This is a genomic window from Rhizobium sp. AG207R, from assembly GCF_027109195.1.
GTDB lineage: Bacteria > Pseudomonadota > Alphaproteobacteria > Rhizobiales > Rhizobiaceae > Rhizobium > Rhizobium dioscoreae.
The window spans coordinates 134522-151164 of record NZ_JAEPVT010000016.1 but is presented as its reverse complement, the minus strand read 5'-3'; the positions used below and the strand labels follow the sequence as shown (position 1 = coordinate 151164).

The 16643-nt window shown below is 58.3% G+C and carries 19 protein-coding genes; 5 read left to right on the top strand and 14 right to left on the bottom strand.

Annotation, left to right across the window (positions count from 1 at the left end; genetic code table 11):
• The 5 genes from JJQ51_RS30195 to JJQ51_RS30175 form a co-directional block, all read right to left on the bottom strand.
• A partial coding sequence (locus tag JJQ51_RS30195; protein ID WP_113366738.1) for an ACT domain-containing protein occupies positions 1-205 on the bottom strand: 205 nt, incomplete at its 3' end.
• Between the two features lie 53 nt (positions 206-258).
• Entirely contained in the window at positions 259-1065 is an 807-nt protein-coding gene (locus tag JJQ51_RS30190; protein WP_152092897.1) for a 3-methyl-2-oxobutanoate hydroxymethyltransferase, read from the bottom strand.
• 23 nt (positions 1066-1088) lie between these two features.
• Entirely contained in the window at positions 1089-2315 is a 1227-nt protein-coding gene (locus tag JJQ51_RS30185) for an NAD(P)/FAD-dependent oxidoreductase (RefSeq protein WP_269245641.1), read from the bottom strand.
• Positions 2316-2325: 10 nt separating this feature from the next.
• Positions 2326-2637, bottom strand: coding sequence for a MocE family 2Fe-2S type ferredoxin (locus JJQ51_RS30180; protein WP_269245640.1), 312 nt, complete (start codon positions 2635-2637; stop codon positions 2326-2328).
• Between the two features lie 25 nt (positions 2638-2662).
• Positions 2663-3751 carry a fatty acid desaturase family protein gene (locus tag JJQ51_RS30175; protein WP_113352483.1) on the bottom strand — a complete coding sequence of 363 codons (1089 nt, stop codon included), beginning with the start codon at positions 3749-3751 and terminating at the stop codon, positions 2663-2665.
• A 150-nt stretch (positions 3752-3901) separates the two neighbouring features.
• Here JJQ51_RS30175 and JJQ51_RS30170 point away from each other — a divergent pair, with 150 nt between their 5' ends.
• On the top strand, positions 3902-4930 hold the full coding sequence (locus JJQ51_RS30170; protein WP_069615676.1) for a LacI family DNA-binding transcriptional regulator: 1029 nt from the start codon (positions 3902-3904) through the stop codon (positions 4928-4930).
• Between the two features lie 149 nt (positions 4931-5079).
• On the opposite strand, the gene JJQ51_RS30165 is transcribed toward JJQ51_RS30170, so the two are convergent.
• Both JJQ51_RS30165 and JJQ51_RS30160 read right to left on the bottom strand, forming a co-directional pair.
• Positions 5080-5889 (bottom strand): TIM barrel protein, encoded by an 810-nt coding sequence (locus tag JJQ51_RS30165; protein WP_113333584.1) that lies wholly within the window; start codon positions 5887-5889, stop codon positions 5080-5082.
• 149 nt (positions 5890-6038) lie between these two features.
• Complete coding sequence (locus tag JJQ51_RS30160) at positions 6039-7130, bottom strand: LacI family DNA-binding transcriptional regulator (protein WP_246661198.1); 1092 nt, start codon at positions 7128-7130, stop codon at positions 6039-6041.
• Positions 7131-7476: 346 nt separating this feature from the next.
• Here JJQ51_RS30160 and JJQ51_RS30155 point away from each other — a divergent pair, with 346 nt between their 5' ends.
• Positions 7477-7965: an RrF2 family transcriptional regulator gene (locus tag JJQ51_RS30155; protein WP_113352497.1), complete on the top strand. Its 489-nt coding sequence runs from the start codon at positions 7477-7479 to the stop codon at positions 7963-7965.
• Here JJQ51_RS30155 and JJQ51_RS30150 read toward each other — a convergent pair.
• The 5 genes from JJQ51_RS30150 to JJQ51_RS30130 all read right to left on the bottom strand — a co-directional run bounded on the left by JJQ51_RS30150 (position 7948) and on the right by JJQ51_RS30130 (position 11930).
• The gene (locus tag JJQ51_RS30150; RefSeq protein ID WP_113352481.1) at positions 7948-8970 is read right to left on the bottom strand and encodes a mechanosensitive ion channel family protein; all 1023 of its coding nucleotides are present in this window, start codon (positions 8968-8970) and stop codon (positions 7948-7950) included. The two genes, JJQ51_RS30155 and JJQ51_RS30150, sit on opposite strands and share 18 nt — an antisense overlap.
• 73 nt (positions 8971-9043) lie before the next feature.
• Positions 9044-9460, bottom strand: coding sequence for a cupin domain-containing protein (locus JJQ51_RS30145; protein WP_113352480.1), 417 nt, complete (start codon positions 9458-9460; stop codon positions 9044-9046).
• Between the two features lie 29 nt (positions 9461-9489).
• A complete protein-coding gene (locus JJQ51_RS30140; protein ID WP_113352479.1) occupies positions 9490-10242 on the bottom strand; it encodes an SDR family oxidoreductase in 753 nt (250 codons plus the stop codon).
• A gap of 162 nt (positions 10243-10404) precedes the next feature.
• On the bottom strand, positions 10405-11319 hold the full coding sequence (locus tag JJQ51_RS30135) for an MBL fold metallo-hydrolase (RefSeq protein ID WP_113352478.1): 915 nt from the start codon (positions 11317-11319) through the stop codon (positions 10405-10407).
• Between the two features lie 131 nt (positions 11320-11450).
• Positions 11451-11930, bottom strand: coding sequence for a carboxymuconolactone decarboxylase family protein (locus JJQ51_RS30130; RefSeq protein ID WP_113352477.1), 480 nt, complete (start codon positions 11928-11930; stop codon positions 11451-11453).
• A gap of 127 nt (positions 11931-12057) precedes the next feature.
• On the opposite strand from JJQ51_RS30130, the gene JJQ51_RS30125 reads away from it, so the two are divergent.
• Complete coding sequence (locus JJQ51_RS30125; protein WP_113352476.1) at positions 12058-13008, top strand: LysR family transcriptional regulator; 951 nt, start codon at positions 12058-12060, stop codon at positions 13006-13008.
• 10 nt (positions 13009-13018) lie between these two features.
• Here JJQ51_RS30125 and JJQ51_RS30120 read toward each other — a convergent pair whose 3' ends face one another.
• Complete coding sequence (locus tag JJQ51_RS30120) at positions 13019-14389, bottom strand: MFS transporter (protein ID WP_113352475.1); 1371 nt, start codon at positions 14387-14389, stop codon at positions 13019-13021.
• 163 nt (positions 14390-14552) lie between these two features.
• Between JJQ51_RS30120 and JJQ51_RS30115 the strand changes: the two genes are divergently transcribed.
• Positions 14553-15110: a NuoB/complex I 20 kDa subunit family protein gene (locus JJQ51_RS30115; protein WP_069615666.1), complete on the top strand. Its 558-nt coding sequence runs from the start codon at positions 14553-14555 to the stop codon at positions 15108-15110.
• A gap of 309 nt (positions 15111-15419) precedes the next feature.
• Positions 15420-15923, top strand: a complete 504-nt coding sequence (locus JJQ51_RS30110) for a sigma-70 family RNA polymerase sigma factor (RefSeq protein ID WP_113352474.1) — start codon at positions 15420-15422, stop codon at positions 15921-15923.
• A 43-nt stretch (positions 15924-15966) separates the two neighbouring features.
• Here the strand turns inward: JJQ51_RS30110 and JJQ51_RS30105 are convergent, their stop codons facing one another.
• Positions 15967-16359, bottom strand: coding sequence for a response regulator (locus JJQ51_RS30105; RefSeq protein WP_113333594.1), 393 nt, complete (start codon positions 16357-16359; stop codon positions 15967-15969).
• Between the last annotated feature and the right edge of the window lie 284 nt (positions 16360-16643).

Here is a 16643-nt window from a genome sequence, read left to right as displayed (position 1 = left end):
TCGGCTTGAAGCCTTCGACGAGCGCTGCCTGCCCCACCCCTTCCTCGGAGATGAAGGAGACGCGCATGAAGAACTTGCCGGTATCGAGATCGTCGAACTGGCTGGAATCGACGATGTTGCAGCCCTGCCCGGCCAGATAGTTCGAGATCGCCGCAACGATCCCACGCGTCGATTGGCACGTCACTGTCAATACATAGGTTTTCATTCGAGATAGCCCAATTCGATGTGTAAATGCTTCATCCGAAGCCTAAGGTGCGATTAAAGAGTTTGCTCGGCGATCATATGCAGGAACGCCTCGAGCTCTTGCCTGTCGATCCCGACCTGGTGCTTCTTCTCCGGATAGACGCCGGAACGAACGTCCCCGGCAAATTCGGCAAAGGCAGCAATGCGCTCATTCTGCAGCCGATCGAACTCTGCCGCGAAATCGCGGTAGACCTTCGCATGGCGGGGGCGATGGCCGCGATTGCTGCCAAGGACATCATCGGCAAACAGATATTGCGCGTCACATCCTGTTCCCGCACCCATCGAAATCATCAGCATCGATGTTCTTTGGCTGATGGCGGCCGCAACGTCACCCGGCACAACCTCGATTTCGACGGCAAAGGCGCCGGCTTCTTCCAGCGCCTTGGTCTGGCGCCAAATTTCAAAAGCGCTGATCGACGTTTTTCCGACGGCGCGGAAACCGCCCGTCCATGTCGCCTTAGACGGAATGAGGCCAACGTGGCTGCAGACAGGAATTCCCTCATCCCGCATTCGTCGAATGATCGCGAGGCTTGCAGCGCAATAAACGGCATCACCTCCGGCTTTCAGTGCCTTGAATGCCTCCCGCATATATTCTTCTGCCGAGACATAGTCGCCATATCCCAGGCCCGGTACTGCAAAGGGGCTTGGCGCGGCTTCACGGAATGAGGGGGCCAAAAGTGCTGGTGGGACAGAAAGCATATCGATGCCGGCTCTCTCGGCGGCTTCCGCTTCCTCAAGTGACGTGACGCGCAGCATTGTCAATTGTCGCTTTCCTTTGAGCGACAGGAGATCAGCAACCGTCGGACGATTGTGCTTTTGCATTGGATGTTCCTCGATATGGATAGTTACGCCGCAAGCAGCGACTTCAGCTTGATCGTGCTTGCCGCCAGGGCAGCCTGATCCGGATGCGCCCGGGCTGCGATCAGCATCTCGGCAAGGCGGATATCGCGCGCTATGGCATTGCCGCGTCCGATACCGCTGGCGGCGAGCAGCCTTCCGTCCGCGCCGAGATGGAAGAGGATGAACGCCCCGTCATCGAGATCGCGCCGTACATGGGCGACCGCTTCATCCGCAAGGCCGGCAATCTGCAATGTCAGATCATATTGATCGGACCAGAACCACGGCACCGCGGATATCTCCGCACCTTCTCCCAGCATGTTGGCGGCGGCGAGATTGGCCTGCTCCTGCGCATTGCGCCAGGATTCGAGGCGGACACGCCTTCCGCCATAGAGCGCCAGCGGAAAGGAGCAGCAATCGCCCGCCGCATGAATATCGGCCATCGAGGTCTCCAATCGCTCGTTGACGGCAATGCCGTTGTCGATCGCAAGGCCCGCGTCGGCGGCAAGCGCGACATTCGGGAGGGCACCGATACCGACAAGCAGCAGATCGGCAGAGATCACGTCCCCGGTCGCCATGCGAACGACCACCTTGTCGGCGTCCTCCTGCACTGCTTCGATGATCTGATCGCAGCGTATATCGACACCTTCCTGACGATGCCGTTCGGTAATTGCCTCGGCGATCTCCTCCGGCACGCCGCGTTTCAACACCCGCGGAAGCCCCTCGATTACAGTGACGTCGGAGCCGCGCTTGCGTGCCGTCGCCGCCAGTTCAAGACCGATAAAGCCGCCGCCAATGATGGCAATGTGCCGTCCGGGATTGAGCACGGCATGCAAAGCCACCGCATCCGCATGGGTCCGCAGCATGCGGATGCGATGAGAGGTGCCATCGGTGCCGGGAAGCTTGCGTGCCGAAGCACCAGTTGCGAGCAGCAGTTTGTCGTAACTTAGCGTTTCCCCACCCGCGAGCCTGATGGTCTTTGTGGAGGGAGCGATCGTTGTCACCGTCGTATCGAGCCTCAGGTCGATCGATTGCTCCTGGTAACGCTCCAATGCTGCGACGAATTTTGGCTCGAGCGCCTCATCCGATCCGCCCTTCGAAAGCGGCGGGCGTTCGTATGGGGCCAGCGGCTCGGCGCCGATAAGGGTGATGTCGCCCTCAAATCCCTTTTCACGAAGTGCGAAGGCAGCGCGGGCGCCGCATTCCCCGGCTCCGACAATGACGAAATGCGCCACGATAGCCTCCTCAGAGCCCGATGAAGACGGTGCCATTCTCGACCTTGACCGGATAGGTCTGCAGATTGACGCAGACCGGAGCGCCCTTGGCTTCGCCGGTGCGGTAGTCGAAGCGGCCATTGTGCTTGGGACATTCGATGATGGTGTCCATGACAAGGCCATCGGCGAGATGAATCTTTTCATGCGTGCACAGGCCGTCGGTCGCGAAATAATCATCCTCGGGGCTGCGATAGATAGCGAAAGTCCGCCCGTCATGATCGAAACGGATGACATCCTCCTGGTCGATTGCATCAGCGGCGCAGACTTCGATCCAGTTACTCATGTTTTCCTCCCTCGCAATGTCGATGTTATTGTGCCGCGGCAGCCGGCAGGTCGCCGTGGAACTCTTCACGATAGGGCCGCGCCGTTGGCGGCAGCTCGCGCTTCAGGAAATAGTCCTCGTTGCGCAATTGCCGCAGGAATGCCGGGATCATCTCGCGATAGCCGGACCAGATGGATGGATTGGCGGCCGGCAGATCATGCTTGATCATCGCATGCAGCTTCGGCAGCGCGTGATAGGGCACCATCGGAAACATGTGATGTTCGACATGATAGTTCATGTTCCAATAGATGAAGCGGCTGACCGGGTTCATCATGACGGTGCGGCTGTTCAGCCTGTGGTCGATGACATTGTCGGCAAGGCCGCCATGCTGCAGCAGACCGGTCAGAACATGATGCCAAGCGCCGTAAAGCCGGGGAAGGCCGATCAGCATCAGCGGCAGGATCGAGCCCATGGTGATCGCTGATGCGATAGTGACGATATAGATCGCAAGCCAGATACGGGCGATGCGGATCGCTTTCGGCTGCTCCATCTCGGGAATGAAGGTCTTTTCCGCGGCGCTGACGAAGCCGGCAGCATTGCGCAGCATGTCGATCATGGCGTACCAGGCATCGAGGATGCCGAAGAAATTCAGGACGAGGCGCAGGAGATCCGGCGGCCGCATGACGGCGATCTCCGGATCCCGGCCGACGATGACGGTATCGGTGTGATGGCGCGCGTGGCTCCAGCGCCAGGTCACCGGATTGCGCATGATCATGAAGCAGGCGATCTGATAGACCGCGTCATTCATCCATCGCGTCTTGAACGCCGTACCATGGCCGCATTCATGCCAGCGGCTATCCGAGGCAGAGCCGTAGAGCACACCATAGGCCAGGAAGAAGGGGACACAGATCCAGGATCCCCAGAAGTAGACGGCCAGTACAGCGAAAACCGCCATGCTGCCGAGCCAGATGATGGTGTCGCGGATCGCAGGCGCATCCGAGCGCTGCATCAACGCCTTCATATCCTTGCGCGCAACATCCGTGTGATACCATTCGGCGGCAGCCAGCCCCGTTTCCACCGCCAGCTTGCCGCTTGCGCCGAGCAGATCATAGTCACGCTTGATCATCGTCGTCATCCCTGCCTCCCGCGATGCGCGATAGCGCCTCGCTCTCAATGCTGGAAACGATAGATCGACTTTTTGCTTGCCTCAATGCAGGAATGATGGAATCTATCAAAACCTATCATTAAGATAACGCAGGAATGATAAATTCCATCAGGAGCCGCCATGCGTCGCCCCACCATATCGGATCTCGCCAAGGCGTCCGGCGTCAGTGTCGCCACCATCGACCGCGTGCTGAACGGACGCCTTCCGGTTCGCGAACAGACGGCACGGCGCGTCTATGAAGCGGCGCAGGAAATCGGCTATCACGCTGTCGGTCTCCTGCGTCAGCGCGTCTTCGAAGACGTGCCGCGCTATCAACTCGCATTCCTATTGCAGAAGCCCACGCAATCATTTTATCAAGCTTTTGCCAAAGAGATCGAAGCGGCTGCGGCGGCGATGACGGCAGCGAAGCTGCAGGTTCAAATCGACTATCCGGCTGTCTCGACACCGAGCGCGATCGCGGAGAAAATGCGAGCGCTGGCAGCGCGTAATCAGGCCGTGGCCGTCGTCGCCCCTGATTATCCGGCTGTCGAGGCCATCGTCGACGAACTCAAGGAAAAGGGGATTCCGGTCTTTTCCGTACTTTCCGACTTTGCCGCGGGCGTTCGGGAAGGATATCTCGGCCTCGACAACAGAAAGGTCGGGAGATCTGCTGCCTGGACGATCGCGCGCACGGCTCGCAAGCCGGGCAAAGTGGCGTGTTTTGTAGGCAGCCACCGCTTTCACGGCCACGAGTTGCGAGAGGTGGGTTTTCGCTCCTATTTCCGCGAGAATGCGCCGGAATTCGAAGTGCTGGAAACGCTCATCAATTTCGACGCCGTCGACGTCACGCATGAGGCGACGCTCGATCTTCTGCAGAAGCATCCAGACCTTATCGGTCTTTATGTCGCCGGCGGCGGAATGGAGGGGGCGATCGCCGCACTTCGGGAAGAAAACCGCGCAGGCGATGTTACCCTCATCGTCAACGAGCTTGTCCCCGAGAGTAAGGGCGCACTGATGGATGGAACAGTTGCCATGGCCATTTGCACTCCACTGCCCCTTCTGTGCCGAGAGCTCATCACGCAAATGGTGAGTTCAGTCGAAGGGAGCGCGCAAACGACCGCGCGCCAGACCTTTTTCCCGTTCGAGATCTATATCTCCGAGAATATTTGAATGAGGGAAGCCCGGCGATGGCAAGGTCGCGTTGGCAGCGCCGCTGCCCACGCGAAAGCGCCAAAACAGGAGCTCGATCTTATCGACACCAGATCGGACCGGGCCCACAGCCAAGCTCGGCGGGCTCCTTCGCATCGCCAGCTTGGCGATCACCCGGCCTTCAGGGCCGATTCGATGAAATCAAACGAGGCTTGGATTGCTTCTCGTGGGTTGGCGAGGTCGTGCACCAGGGGAGAGAAGCATTCGTAGGAAATCGGTCCGACATATCCGGCAGCCTGAAGAGCCTTAATCTGACCGACATTGTCCAGTCGGTCCAATCCGTCGACAAGAACCCGGTGTTCGTCTTCCATCTGGTTCAGCTGCAACGTCGGATCGACGACAGCCGATATGTGGACGATCCCGGTGTGGCTGGCAAAAATCGGTCCGCCATCCGCCAGGGCGTGATGGAATGTGTCATGGACGAGTTTATAGCGATGTGCTGCCCCGAGCGCGTTGATCGTGTCCACGAGCTCTGCCTTGTAACGCAGCGAGGAACGCTGAAACCCCAATGGCTCGACCAGTGCGACCAGGTCCGCCTCTTCAAGAAGAGGTAAGATGGCGGCAAGGGACGTTTCGAGATTGGCTTTGCGCTCCTGCGCCTCGGTACCGATCCCCTCGTTTCGAGGGATCAGGCTGATGGTTTCAGCGCCGGCTTCCTTGGCGATTGCAATCAGATCCCGAACCTTCCGCTCGATATCATCCGACCAGAAATTGAACGGATAGACCTGGGACAGGCCAACGAGCCGCAAACCTCGCTCCCGAACCATTTGACCTGCCTCGGCCGGCGAAAGGCCGTCAAATAGCTGGCGCTTGAGGTCGTTGCGAACCTCTACGCCCTGGCAGCCGAGAGCAACCGACAGGTCGAGGAAATCGGTGTAGCTAAGATTTGGTGCCGTAATCTGATTGAGTGCCCAGAACATGTTTCCTCCCAAGATCCCGATATTGCTGCTCCAGCGGAGCGTCACGCGGCTCTAGGCAATGCCAAAAGCATCCGTCGCGCGCAATCGGGTGGAATTTGGATTAGCGCATCGGTGAGGTTTCTTGCGTCTTCCGCTTGAGGTGTTTCACCTCATTCTGAGATGGAAGGAGGTAGAAAAAGTTGCGGTTCCAGAAAATGCGCATCCGGCATTTGAACGCGACCCTGGAGCACGTTTTGTGCCATCAATTCGACGGTGTCCCGGCAAAGCTGTGCCAAGGGCGTGCCGATGACCATTGTCGCATAGCCGTCGGAAAGGGCTGCGCGACTGACAGAGGTGAGCTCGTTGACGATGAGGGCGACCTCCCCGGGCGCGCGCATTTCCCGCAGCGCCGCTATTGCGCCTTCCATGCCACCGCCTGCGACATAGATGCCTCTCAAGTCCGGATGACGCTCAAGCAAGGCGACGGAGGTTTCATGGGTGAGCTTTCTTGTCTCAAGATTGATGACCGGTTCCAGGATATCGAGATCCGCCCGCAACTGGCTTAAGTATGAACGGAATCCGGCTTCCTTCAATTCGTGTCCCTGCCAGCGATTACTGCCAAGAAAAATCGCGACTTTTCCGGGCTGGCGACTTGCTATGGCAATCATCCATGCCGCTAGGCGTCCGACCTTGTGATTGTCGAGACCGATATAGGTTTGACGCGCGCCGTGGCCGAAATCATTCAGCAGGGCGAAGACGGGAATTCCGTTCTGCCGCAGGCTCCGGGCGGCTTCATTGACGATGCTATGGTTGACCGCAGTGCAAGCTATCGCATCAGTATGCGTGGCAAGTTCCCGCATGATTGCCGCAAAGTCTGCCGGCGACTGAGACGGAGAATATCGGATGATCACTTCACCGCGAAAATCCTGATGGTCTGCCACCGCCCGGGTCAGCTCTTTGCTGAAAGACTGATAAAACTCCTGTCTTTCTTTTATGAGCAGAAAGCCAAATCTCACTCTTGCAAGCGGTGCGGTCAGCTGCCGATCGATCAGACCACTCGCATAATAGGCCAGTTTATGCGCTGCTTCTGCAACCTTGCGGACCGTTTCCTCGCGGACGAAGCCTCTCTTGTGAATGACACGATCTACAGTCGCTTTGCTCACCTTCGCCTCTTTGGCGATATCCTCAATTCTTGTCCGCTTCATATAAATCCTGATCAGGTCCCCGGGGGTTGCTGACCTTGCCTTATTCGCCAGATCCAACAGGCTTCGTCATTGCCGGCAATCTAAGTCAAAGTGAAAAGTGCTCCAAGAGGGGCGGTTGTGCCTCGATCTATCAAAATGTCGATAGTTTGCTTCAGCCGCTGTCGCCTGGCATGGCTGCAATGGTCGAGTTGCCGCCTTGCGCGGGTCGATTTCGTTTCCAGACCGCCATCCGGTTCGTCATGGGGAAGGGATGTTTTCGAAGCCCTGAAGATCGTTTCGCTTATGCATGCTCGGTATGCGAGAGGCAAATCTGCATCTCGGAATTTATTTACATGGCGATCAAATAAGGATATTCTTTATCCTTGATAGATATATGCCAGCCGCGGGCCTTTGGAATGAATTTATGATTTTGAAAAGCCAAGTCGAATGGGCTCTCCATTGTTGTGCCATTCTTGCGGGTTTGCCTGAGGGCCGCTATCTCTCCACCAAAGCGCTCGCCGAATTCCATGGGCTTCCCAAGGAATATCTTTCCAAGGCCCTCCAGAGCCTCTCTCAGGCTGGACTTGTCGACACGACACTCGGCCCCTCCGGCGGTTATCGATTGGCGAGACCGCCCGCGGATCTCACTTTTCTGGAGATCGTTGAGGCCGTCGAGGGGCGGCAGCGAACCTTCGTCTGCACCAATATTCGCGCCAACAACCCCTGCCGCCCGAAGGACTATTGCGAGAGCAGTCCTTGTGCGGTGGCGCGCATCATGTGGGAGGCCGACGAAGCGTGGCGCGAGAAACTGCGCGGCGTCAAATTGTCAGATCTCGTCGGCATCCTGTCGAAGGAGATCCCGCCGGAACTCTGGAAAAGCTCTTTCGAATGGGTGCTAGAGCGCGCCGGATGATATCGCCCTGAGAGTGGCCTGTTCCTTCTGTTCGCCTATCGGGGGGCAGACGAGGCTTTGGGCCGGCATCGCCAATGATATTCCGTTCGCCTTGCAATGTTCGTAGATGAGATCGATGATCTCGTTCTGTGCCGACATGCGGCTTGCCGCGCTCGCGACGCGGAAGAACAGCTCGACCTCGATGGCGATTGCGTCGATCGTCTTGAGCGTGACGACCGGCGGCGGGTTCATGACGATCCTTTCGCAGCCCTGCAGGACGGCAAGCATGACCTCTTCGACGAGCCGCGGCTTGTGTATGGCGGATATTCGTATCGTCAGCGAGATCTGGTGCGACTCATCAGGGCGGCTGCGATTGGTGACGCCCTGTTTCGCCAGAACGCTGTTCGGCAGGACGACGACGTTATATCCGCCAGAAAGCAGATTGGTGGAGCGCCAGTTGGTTTCAACGACGCGCCCTTCGGTGCCGTCGGCGAGCTGGATCCAGTCGCCGATGACGTAGGCGTGACCGAGAGCCAGCGCGATTCCGGAAAAGACATCGGCAAGCGTGTTCTGCAGCGCAAGGCCGATGATGACGACGACGATGCCTGAGGTGGCAATCAGCGGCCCAACGGGTGCACCGAAGACGAAGCCGATGACGGACAGGGCGACGCCGAGATAGACAATGCCGACGATCAGATCCTGAAGAAGATGCGCCTCCTGCGGCCGGCGGTTGAGGGTGAGATAGATATGAAGGAAGCCGATCATCGTCCAGGCAAGATGCAGCCACCAGAGGATCCTTGCGGATTTGGCAAGCAGGATGCCGCCATCCTGAAGCTCATCGTAGTCAAAGTGATAAGGCGAAATTCCGGCAAGCCAGAGCACGAGGCTCATGCAGCAAAAGAAGAGGATCTGCACGACGAGGCGCGCAGTCGGACGACGGCGCCCCTGGATGTGCCAGATGAGAATGCCGGCCAGCCCGAGCAGATTGATCAGGACGAGCGGCAGAAAATGATGTTCGCCAAACATGATAGGGCTCACCGACGATGATTTCCTGAAACCGGGAAGGGACAGGCGCCTCCGGCACCCATCCAGCCTCCGGTTATTTCTTGATCGGAAAGGTCAGTTCTTTCTGGCTGCTGTCGACAACGAAGACAGCCAACAGCTTCGCCGGCTTGGTCTTGCTCGCATTCTCGCTGACGCCATGGCGATCGCCCGGCATCTCGGAGAAGTTTTCGCCGGCCTTGAAGACTTTGACCGGACCGTCATTGACCTGGCTTCGGATCGCCCCTTCCAGGACCGTTGCATAAATGAACGCCGAGTTCGGATGGGTGTGGGCCGAGGAAAAGCCGCCCGGACCATATTCCACGAGGACGCCCTTGATGCTCTTGCCAGGAACGTTCGGCAGTTCGTGTTGGTAGACAAGCGTGACCTTGGCGTCCTTCTCGCCTTCGGCGTGTGCGACGGCGGTGGTGGACAGCAGGACGGTGAGGGCGAGGCCGAGAATTGACTTGATCATCTCGAATTCCTTTCTGAAGAGTTAGACGGTCATTTGCGCGCGGAGGTTGCGAACCATTGCTCGAAGGTGATGCGGCCGAGGCGCGGATTGCCGTCGGACACGAGCGAGCCGTCTTCCAGCCTTGCGCCGAAATAGCGGGCTTCCGGATCCGCCACGACCTTGCGGGCATCGCCCATGGCCTTCAGATAGCGGGCCACGAGCTCATTCAGCCGGACACGTTCCGGACCGGAGATCTCGACGATGCCGTTGATTGCCGCGGAGTTCGCCACGACGGTCATGTTGTCGGCGACGTCGTCGGAAGCGATCGGCTGCACATAGGCCGGCGACAGGCGCACCGTATCGCCGACCGTGCCGGACTGGGCTATGCCGCTTAGGAATTCCATGAACTGCGTCGAATGGACGATGGTATAGGGAATGCCGGAGTCGCGGATGATCTTTTCCTGGGCGATCTTGGCGCGCATGTAGCCGCTTTCGGGCAGGCGATCGACGCCGATGATGGAAAGGGCGATATGATGCTTCACGCCGGCCGTCTTTTCCGCTGCCGCCAGATTGCGGCCTGACGTCTCGAAGAATTCGAGCACGGCTTTGTCCTCGAAGGAGGGCGAGTTTGCGAGGTCCATGACGATGGAGGCGCCCGCCAATGCTTCGGCGAGCCCTTCGCCGGTAATCGTATTGACGCCGGTGTTCGGTGCGGCGGCAACGACTTCATGGCCCTGCCTACGAAGGCGGTCGGCCGTCTTCGAACCGATCAGGCCGGTTCCGCCGATGATGACGATTTTCATGAGCTTCTCCATTTGCGGTCGCTTCGCGCACCGCATTGTTCGTTCATTCTGTGTGATTGTGTTGCAAGGACGGGCCGGCTCTGATCATGCCTTGCATCCGCTCAGCCGAGCCAGGTGCTCCCTAACAGCTGCACGCCGGCCCGGCGCTTGCTCACCAGGGAGTTAGTAGTCCCAGAACACCGGTACCCAACGGAAGACATCGCCGTCGGTTGCCACATGGCCGACCGAAGGGAACGGCATATGGGTGGCAACCAGAAGCCCTCCGGTCTCGGCCAGCTCCCGCAAAAGACGGACGCGCACGCGCGCAGCTTCTTCCGGATCGTGTTCGAAGCCGTTGTGCCAGTCCGGATGTTCGAACCCGACGGCGAACACCGCATCGCCGGCAAACATCAGCCGGTCCTTTCCGGAGGCGACGCGGACCACGCTATGCCCGGGTGTGTGGCCGCCGGTTCGGGAGACGACCACGCCCGGTGCGACCTGGAATTCATCATCGAACAGTTGCAGTTGGTTCTCGTATTCCTTTCTGAACTGCTTGGCGGCAGCTCGAAGCGCGTCCGGGAATCCGGGCGGCATGGACACATGTGAGAAATCGGGCGCTTCCCAGAATTTGACCTCTGCTGCTGCGACATGGATCCTGAGGTCTGGACGCAGCCGCTCCTTCACTCCATCGACGAGCAGCCCGCCAACGTGATCCATATGCATGTGGGTCAGCACCACGTCAGTCACGGAACCAAGGTCGATGCCTGCAGCTTCCAGCCGCTTGATCAATTGTCCGGCGCGCGGCAGGTTCAACTCCGGGTCCAAGCCAAGACCTGCATCGATGAGGATGGTCTGCTTGCCGCTGCGAACGACGACCGCGTTCAGCGCCCAGTCGAAAGCGTCCTGCGGCAGGAACATATCATTCAGCCAGGCCGCGCGATCGGCAGCGTCGGCATTGTATCCCAGCATCTTGGTCGGCAGCGGCAACACGCCGTCGCTGATCACCAGTACCTCGATATCGCCGATCTGTACCGCGTAGCGCGACGGAACCAGCTCGTCGGGGTTTGATTTAACGGGATGAGAAGTGTCCAGGTCCATGTTTGTCTCCTGTTGATCGAGATCTTGGAACCGATCTGGCCGGCTCCACGGTTGAAATGATTGTCATGAGCGTTTTGGTCGCGGCCGCCGGAACGGCCACCCATCGTTTGCCGAAGCCTTTTCTGAGAGGCTCAGTTGAGGCCGGCCCTGTCGAGGCCGTAGGCCTTGTCGGCCGAGCCCGGCACGGTCTTGAAGGCGATGCTGGCGCGGTTCCAGGCATTGATGACCATGATTACGAAGGTGAGATCGGAGATCTCCTTCTCGGAAAGCTGGCCGCGCACGCGCTCGTAGAGCTCGTCGGGAATGCCGCCTTCATGCAGTTTCGTCACCGCTTCCGTCCAGGCGAGCGCGGCGCGCTCCCGGGGAATGAAGAGATTGGATTCCCGCCAGACGGCTACGTGGTGGAGCCGGAGTTCGCTCTCGCCATGGATCTTGGCTTCCTTGACATGCATGTCCAGGCAGAAAGCGCAGCCGTTAATCTGCGATGCGCGGATGTGAACGAGATCCTGGATCTTCTGTTCGATGGCGCTGTCCTTCAGAGCCATGCTGAGTTCCGAAAGTTTCCTGAAGAGTTCCGGTGATTGCTGGGCATAATTCAAACGCTGGGTCATGGTCGCCTCCGTTATTAAGGACATTAAGTATCCTTGTGGATAAAAGATATCCTTAATAGCTGGACAGTAAAGTCCTTCCGGGCTAAGGTTCGAACATAAGGCCTATGCCGAAAAGTATGGGGTGGGGATGGATATCGTATGCGCATTGCAAACATTCATGCGGGTGGTGGAGACTGGCTCCTTTTCCGCCGCAGCGATTGATCTCAGGCTGACGCAGCCTGCTGTTTCACGCCAGGTTTCGGCGCTGGAAGCGCATCTCAACACACGTCTGCTGCATCGCACGACCACCGCGCTGGCGCTGACGGCGGAGGGGGAGCAGATCATCCCGATGGCACTCAAGGTCATCGAGGCGGTCGAGGCGCTTAGTGAAACCACATGTCGTGATGGCGGGCGCATAGCCGGCAAGGTGCGGCTGGCTTTGCCGACACCGCTCGGGCTTTACGTCAGCGACCGGCTCGGGATGCTGCTCGAACGCCATCGGGGACTTTCCGTCGACTTGCTCTTTCGCGAGGAACCGTCCGACCTGGTCGAAGAGGGGATCGATCTTGAGGTACGGCTGGGAACGGTCGCAGACTGCAGCCTGATGTGCCGCAGAATTGGGTGGACGACGGCCTTTCTCGTTGCCGCGCCTTCCTATCTACAAGACCGGGCAGCACCCAAAACACCCGACGATGTCAGCGCTCATGATTGCATCTGTTACAATCGCGCCGGAAACGGCCGGGCATGGTCGTTCTCAAATGGCGCCGAGGACGTTACCGTAAGGATCGCGCCGCGCCTCGTCGCCAGCAACGCGGTTGCCGTCCACCGTGCGGTGTTGGCTGGCAATGGGATTGCCGTACTTTCCCACATTCTTGTCGGGTCCGACATCGAGGAAGGCAGGCTGGTGAACGTCATGCCAGACTTTCCGCCGAGCCGGGTCGCTATCAGCGTCGTCTACCCATCGCGTCGGAACCTGCCGTTGCGCATCAGGACGGTCCTCGACTTCCTGATTGAGATAGTCGGCAAGGATCCGCTGATGGCGCCTGCGTCTTCTCATTGGCTTGGATGGCGCTCGGATTGTCGAACGTCACCCGCATAAAAAGTGGGATTCACGCTCGCTTGAGATATCGCCACGCCGCCACGCTGCCGAAGAGCTGAAGACCGCCGCCGCAAAACATAGCCACAATGAACCCGAAAGCGGGCTCCCGGAAGAACGCGTAGACCGATCCGAGTGCGGCCACGCCGATGGTTGCGCCAACCATGCGTGCGACGTTGATCAGTGCGCTCGCAGTTCCAGCGCGCTCACGGACGACGCTCGAAACCGCGACTGCCGTAAGAGGCCCGGTCGCCATGCCCATCCCGATACCGGTCAACAGCAGGCCGAATTCCTCGGCGGTGAACAGGTTACCGTCAAAAGTAATGCCGAGCAGAAGGTTCCCTAGTCCTATCGTCGCCAACCCGATGCTGATGGTGTGCCGTTTTCCCAGATGTTCAGAAAAGAAACCGGAGAAGGGTGAGATTGCCACAAAGCTCAGCGCCATGGGTAATAGTGCCAGCCCGACAGCGATCGGAGGCAGTCGATCGAGGCTGAGGGAGGCGAGGGGAAACAGAAAGAGCGTCCCGTACATGCCGAACGTCATTGCGGCCGTTCCTGCCATCGCCCCGCTGAACCGCTCAGTGGAAAACATCGAAAGCGGCACGAGAGCCCGCTGATCGAGGCGTCGTTCCACCAGGATGAAAAGCGTCAGCAGACCGAAGCCGCAAAGTGCCAGCAGGATCGTCCAGACTATCGGAAAATGCGAGGACTCGATTGCCGCCAGAGTGATGGCGGCGAGCGACAATATGCCCAATAGCTGACCCAGCATGTCGAACGATCGTCCCTTTTTATCCGCACTTTCCAAGATCCAAGGCAATGCTCCGGCAGCCGCCGCCACGCCGATGGGAACCACGACGAGGAAAACAGCCCGCCAACCGAAATTATGGATCAGATAGCCGCCAAGGCTTGGCCCAATGGCAAGCGACATGCCGTTGCAGCCGGCCCAGATACCGAGCGCCCGACCGCGAATCTGCTCGTCTGGGTAGATCACTCGAATGAGCGAAAGAGAGGCCGGTATCAGAAGGGCCGATCCGAGGCCGGTTATCGCTCTGGCGCCGATTAGGATCGTGATCGTCGGAGCCAAGGCGCATCCAAGGCTTGCGATTGAGAAGATGACGCAGCCGACGATGAAAATCAGACGACGTCCGTAAAGATCCGCAAGCAGACCGCCACTGATCAGAAGCGCAGCGTAGACGAGATTGTAGGCATCGACGACCCACTGCAACTGGGTTACGGAAGCCTGGAGGCTCTCGCCGATTGGTTGGACAGCCAGATTGACAACCGACGTGTCGACCTGCGCAACGATCACGCCCAGGCAGAGAATGGTCAGAGAAGCAGGATGTAGTTTCGAAGGCCGGTCGTCGCGCTGCTCGATTGAATGCATGACATTTCCTCATGGAAACAAACGTAGAGCAACTTGTTTGGTTTCACTTTGAAGGCATCGAAGTATCGAAAGACAAGGATGGTCATGCGAACCGAAAGGCACCCGTGCCTGGAACAAGCCTGTTCCGCGCAAGTTCGGGAGTTTTCCACGGGAGAACGGACCAATGTCTTCCTACAAAGACCGCCCTGTCATCAGCGATTTTCAACATCCCGGCCAGGCGCCGACTGGTGATCCCTTCATGGGAACGATCAACAACGAACTCGCCGATAAGGGTTTTCTCGTCACGAGCACGGACGAATTTGTCAGTTGGGCGCGCACCGGATCGCTGATGTGGATGACGTTCGGGCTTGCCTGTTGCGCCATCGAGATGATGCAGATGTCGATGCCGCGCTATGACGTGGAACGCATTGGTGCCGCGCCGAGGGGTAGCCCCCGGCAGTCGGATCTGATGATTGTTGCCGGCACCGTATGCAACAAGATGGCGCCGGCGCTGCGCAAGGTTTATGACCAGATGCCCGAGCCGCGCTACGTGATCTCCATGGGATCATGCGCCAATGGCGGTGGCTATTATCACTATTCCTATTCGGTGGTGCGCGGATGCGATCGGATCATTCCGATCGATATTTATGTGCCTGGTTGCCCGCCGACCGCGGAGGCCTTGCTTTACGGAATTCTGCTTCTCCAGCGCAAGATTCGCCGCAATGGGACGATCGAACGATAACCGACACCCGTCGGCCTCGCTCTCCGTGGCGGCGTCGCGGCGCTTTGACGTTTATTTAGATTCTCATGGAACAAGCTCAAGATGCAGCCGTTCCCCTAGCAGATGCAAGGAACATCGAAGCCTTAAGATCGCAACGAAGCTCCCGAACGCATCGCAAACAGCAAGTCTGCTCAAATCAAGGTCAATGAAGGCATTATCCGAGGTCCACAGGGCACCGGTGCCGGTCTAGCGTATGGACGGCAGCTGAAACCACGCATTGCGCGGCAATGCTGGAACGGTCGTTATGCGCGTTCTTCAAGGAGAAAAATTGTGACCGATAGCCCCAGCACCCCCGATCTGCAAAACGAAATTGTAGAGCTTATTCCGGCCCTTCGTGCATTTGCACGCTCGTTTCATAGAAACGCCAGCGACGCCGACGATCTCGTGCAGGAAACCCTCGCGAAAGCGCTGGCCAATCTCAACCAATTCGATCGAGGCACCCGGCTGAAATCGTGGCTGTTCACGATCATGCGCAATACGTTTTGCACGAAGTTCCGCATTGCCCGGCGCGAGGCTCCCGGAATCACGAAATGCGTTTCCGGCGCCGGGGTGGCCGCGCCATCGCAAGAATGGGCGATACGGGCCAAGGAAATGGAAGAGGCCTGCAATCTGCTGCCGGAACCTTACCGTGTCGTGCTCGAATATGTTGTCATAGAGGGACGCTCCTATGATGCCGCTGCCGAGAAATTCGGATGTGCGATCGGTACCGTGAAAAGCCGGCTCAGTCGAGCCCGGCAGCAACTGGCAGCGCACCTTGACGAAGACAGGCATTGATGATGCCTGCACTTCTCAACGCATGGAGTGGTAATGCGTGGCGTTATGTATCTTTGTCCGGGATGCCGAACAGTGCCTTGGCAATATGATCGAGCGCGGCAGGCCTCTCGGATAGCACAAAACCTGCAAAGTTCATGTCTGCATCGATTGGGTCTCCGCCAAGAGCGAAGAGATAGGGAATCTTTTGCCTGTCGAGCCGTTCGACCAGGGGAAATACCTGTTCCGCCTCGAGATTCAGGTCGAGTATCGCCGCGTCCAGGTCATTTGCCTCGATGAGATCGGACGCATGTTCGAGATCATGGACCGGACTAACTATAATCGCTCCGAGTTCACACAGCTTTTGGCGCACCTCGTCGGTCAGAAAGTAACCGCTCTCTGCCACCAGGAGCCGCTTTCCCGAAAACAATTGGCTATAGAGGGGCGCTAAACCGTCCATTTCTCGATCCGAATTGAGCCTTGCTTATAGGTGTTGGCGCGTGAACCGAAACTGAACCACGGTTCTTGTACACGGCAGCTGTCTTTGTGCGCTCGTCAAAGGAGGGCTTTCGGTGAACGTCACATGATTTGAGAGGAAATTCTTACCCTCAATCACGAACAACTGCCGCCGGAAAAGGTTTCCGGACTTGATGCGATAGATCAGAGAAAACAGTCGAACAGGCTCGGCCTCGGGAACAAACGGCCGCGCATATGGTTCGAGCATAGGGGAGGGGCATCCACGGC

What these genes read in the sequence shown, in the direction of transcription:
- JJQ51_RS30190 (WP_152092897.1), bottom strand. Translation starts at nt 1,065, where the DNA reads ATGCAAAAGCACAATCGTCCGACGGTTGCTGATCTCCTGTCGCTCAAA.
- JJQ51_RS30180 (WP_269245640.1), bottom strand. Translation starts at nt 2,637, where the DNA reads ATGAGTAACTGGATCGAAGTCTGCGCCGCTGATGCAATCGACCAGGAG.
- JJQ51_RS30175 (WP_113352483.1), bottom strand. Translation starts at nt 3,751, where the DNA reads ATGACGACGATGATCAAGCGTGACTATGATCTGCTCGGCGCAAGCGGC.
- JJQ51_RS30170 (WP_069615676.1), top strand. Translation starts at nt 3,902, where the DNA reads ATGCGTCGCCCCACCATATCGGATCTCGCCAAGGCGTCCGGCGTCAGT.
- JJQ51_RS30165 (WP_113333584.1), bottom strand. Translation starts at nt 5,889, where the DNA reads ATGTTCTGGGCACTCAATCAGATTACGGCACCAAATCTTAGCTACACC.
- JJQ51_RS30155 (WP_113352497.1), top strand. Translation starts at nt 7,477, where the DNA reads ATGATTTTGAAAAGCCAAGTCGAATGGGCTCTCCATTGTTGTGCCATT.
- JJQ51_RS30150 (WP_113352481.1), bottom strand. Translation starts at nt 8,970, where the DNA reads ATGTTTGGCGAACATCATTTTCTGCCGCTCGTCCTGATCAATCTGCTC.
- JJQ51_RS30145 (WP_113352480.1), bottom strand. Translation starts at nt 9,460, where the DNA reads ATGATCAAGTCAATTCTCGGCCTCGCCCTCACCGTCCTGCTGTCCACC.
- JJQ51_RS30140 (WP_113352479.1), bottom strand. Translation starts at nt 10,242, where the DNA reads ATGAAAATCGTCATCATCGGCGGAACCGGCCTGATCGGTTCGAAGACG.
- JJQ51_RS30135 (WP_113352478.1), bottom strand. Translation starts at nt 11,319, where the DNA reads ATGGACCTGGACACTTCTCATCCCGTTAAATCAAACCCCGACGAGCTG.
- JJQ51_RS30130 (WP_113352477.1), bottom strand. Translation starts at nt 11,930, where the DNA reads ATGACCCAGCGTTTGAATTATGCCCAGCAATCACCGGAACTCTTCAGG.
- JJQ51_RS30125 (WP_113352476.1), top strand. Translation starts at nt 12,058, where the DNA reads ATGGATATCGTATGCGCATTGCAAACATTCATGCGGGTGGTGGAGACT.
- JJQ51_RS30120 (WP_113352475.1), bottom strand. Translation starts at nt 14,389, where the DNA reads ATGCATTCAATCGAGCAGCGCGACGACCGGCCTTCGAAACTACATCCT.
- JJQ51_RS30115 (WP_069615666.1), top strand. Translation starts at nt 14,553, where the DNA reads ATGTCTTCCTACAAAGACCGCCCTGTCATCAGCGATTTTCAACATCCC.
- JJQ51_RS30105 (WP_113333594.1), bottom strand. Translation starts at nt 16,359, where the DNA reads ATGGACGGTTTAGCGCCCCTCTATAGCCAATTGTTTTCGGGAAAGCGG.